This is a genomic window from Shigella sp. FC1661, assembly GCF_001712525.1.
In the GTDB taxonomy this organism is placed as follows: Bacteria; Pseudomonadota; Gammaproteobacteria; order Enterobacterales; family Enterobacteriaceae; genus Escherichia; species Escherichia coli.
The window spans coordinates 1-2,711 of record NZ_MDGW01000248.1 but is presented as its reverse complement, the minus strand read 5'-3'; the positions used below and the strand labels follow the sequence as shown (position 1 = coordinate 2,711).

1 protein-coding gene and 3 pseudogenes are annotated in these 2,711 nt (G+C 38.5%); 3 read left to right on the top strand and 1 reads right to left on the bottom strand.

What is annotated here, in order from left to right; translation table 11 throughout:
- Together BFF42_RS14685 and BFF42_RS14680 are read left to right on the top strand one after the other, a co-directional pair.
- Positions 1-291 (top strand): annotated as a pseudogene (locus BFF42_RS14685) (IS91 family transposase); the annotation flags it as partial.
- A gap of 171 nt (positions 292-462) precedes the next feature.
- Positions 463-591 (top strand): annotated as a pseudogene (locus tag BFF42_RS14680) (IS5/IS1182 family transposase); the annotation flags it as partial.
- A 148-nt stretch (positions 592-739) separates the two neighbouring features.
- Here BFF42_RS14680 and ospC2 read toward each other — a convergent pair.
- A complete protein-coding gene (gene ospC2, locus BFF42_RS14670) occupies positions 740-2,194 on the bottom strand; it encodes a type 3 secretion system effector OspC2 (protein ID WP_000701110.1) in 1,455 nt (484 codons plus the stop codon).
- Between the two features lie 424 nt (positions 2,195-2,618).
- Between ospC2 and BFF42_RS14665 the strand changes: the two are divergent.
- Positions 2,619-2,711, top strand: a pseudogene (locus BFF42_RS14665) (IS5/IS1182 family transposase); the annotation flags it as partial.

The window sequence follows — 2,711 nt, the reverse complement described above, 5'->3', positions numbered from 1 at the left end:
CACATCCCGGAGAAGTTTTTTAAGATGGTGAGGTACTTCGGGTTCCTTGCCAACCGGGTGTGTGGAGAGAAGCTGCCGCAGGTGTACCGTGCTCTGGGGATGGATAAACAGGAACCAGTGGCGAAAGTGTGCTATGCACAAATGGTGAAACAGTTCCTGAGTCGTGACTCGTTCGAATGCGTGCTGTGTGGCGGCCGGATGGTATACCGCCGGGCCATCGCGGGACTGAATGTGGAGGGGCTGAAGAAAAACGCGCGGGATATCAGTCTGCTGAGGTATATGCCGGCCTGACACAGGCTAAGTGTGCCCGGGAATCGGTGCAAGTATAAAAAACAGCCTGTTGCGGTATAAGAATCGACCATGCAGAGAGAGAAAACACCGGAGTGGAGGGAAAAGCAGAAAAGCTCACGTGGCATAAGGCGTGGACAGCGGTATCGTCTGGTTTTTCAATTTCCTATACGTGAACGGTGCTTTGGGCGGCTGAAAGAATATCGCCGCATCGCCACGCGTTACGACAAAACGGCGAGAAATTACCTGGCGATGGTGAAACTGGGCTGCATCCGACTCTTTTATCAACGCTTACGTAATTAAGGGACACAGCCTAGTCTCCAGGATTCCCGGGGCGTTCACCACATGCAATGTGTTGTTGCAGGGGAACGGTCTGCACCATCCCCTATATCGATCAATATAACAAAAATGACAACGTCAGATTCAGGGCACAACCTAAATATATTTTAGGTCACCTCCCAAATCGTTTGCCTGATACCGCTCCATTTTTTAATAAAAAATCAATTGTTTTTGAATCTTTGCTTTTCATTGCATTGTCAAGCATAGTGTCCCCACTATTTGCTTTTTGAAATCTTTTGTTTACATCAACCAATCCATTATTAATAAAATATTCTAGCACTTTATAGTTGGCACTATCTTCACTAAGTAAATACTCAACATCATACAGCTCACAATACATATTGTTGTTCATTTTCTCCATCTCTGCGACATCTTGTTTTGTAAAATTAAATTTAGATAGTAAATAAAGTGCCATATCAGATTTTGCATTGCCTAGAGAATAAGCAAGAGCTTGATGAGCCATTTTTTTATCAGTCACCTTATTGTTAATTTCTTCATAATTGGATGCTTTAATGGCATCCTCCAAAGATATATCTCTGAGTCTTATCTTTTTGAAGTTATCTGTGCTTAGCATTCTTGGTATATGATACTCAAGCTGAAACACAAAGTTTATAATTCTATCCAGACTAACAGGATCAATGTTTTTATTATAACAAAACTCTCGGAATCTTTGATCTTTACTCTTTCTTATAAAATCAATAAGATGCAACCCAATTCCAAGCCTCATATCTTTAGTATTAAATATTGGCACATCAGTTTTTCCCTGATTACCATGCACATACCTGCTAACTTCATCCACAACCTCTTTAAAGTTATCTAAGAAAAATGATTGGTGCTCATGGTAAAAAACAGGTGGAATAGCATTATCAAAGTGGTCGGTTAATGTCATATATCCATATGGAGAGTCATGATCAATGATATACGCATTAGCACCAAAATCCACAGTATGATGTGTTTTATTTAGTGGGAGTGTTTCTTGATGATTGGAAATTTCAACCCCAAAAAAAACAAAATCGTGGTTAGCTATTTCTTCAATATCCTCAGAGAATGTGTTTTTATATGTTTGTATATTCTCAGACTTAATTTTATCAAAGGACTTAATATTAAGAGTATTATTTGACAGGTTAGCGTTACTTTGATGTCTGAAGTTAAAATCAGAATTAATAATAATAGAGAGCAAGTGACGTTCATCCGAAGAAAGAGGATGAGTTTTTTGTATTATTTCAGAAAGATAGTGTCTGGACACCTTATCGAGGTGCTCAAGTGACCGAAATGATGACCGTGCTCCAGATGGCGCTTCAATAGAAAGATTTAATGATTTGAAACTGGTCCCTTGAGAGAACATTTTACTATAACTTTGCGCTGCTATAGACTTCCTTAAAAAGCTTTTCACAGTATCAGCACAGTGATCTAAATGTTTTTCACTTATGCCAGAAGAGGATGAGTTTGTTACGCATGATATGTTTTTTTGTAATGCTTTTGTATCTTTGTTCGGATTTATTTTTCCATCAACAAGATCAATATTGTTCTGAACATTAATATGATTTACTGCTTCAGGTATTTTCATAAAACATCCCCCATTATGTGCGTTTTTATCTGCAGTTATTTAGAATAATATTATCTAACTTAATATTTTCTTGTATGTATTATAACGAACATATTTTAATATGTTGTACGATTTTCACTCTGAAATCCCCTGAGTTTAATCACACTTCCTTTACTGAAAGGAATTATTGCAACAGTATTATTTGTTTTTGGATATATATCTTGCGCCTTGTTATGTAGTTAATGCTCAGAATATGATAGATAAAATAGAGACGCAGAACAGGGCATGCTCATAACATGATGATAACATAAAAAATTAGTAACAATAAATGAAAGAATCATGGGCGCTCAACAAAAAGAGAGCTAAATAGCTGCGCGGAATAGTAGGCTGTGTCCCTTAATCATCTGAGTTATAGTAACTGTCTGTTTACACAACATATTGAACTATGGCTCGCTACGACCTTCCCGATGAGGCATGGACCATCATCAAGCCTCTGTTACCTCCTGAACCCGCCACACCACGGGCCGGACGCCCATGG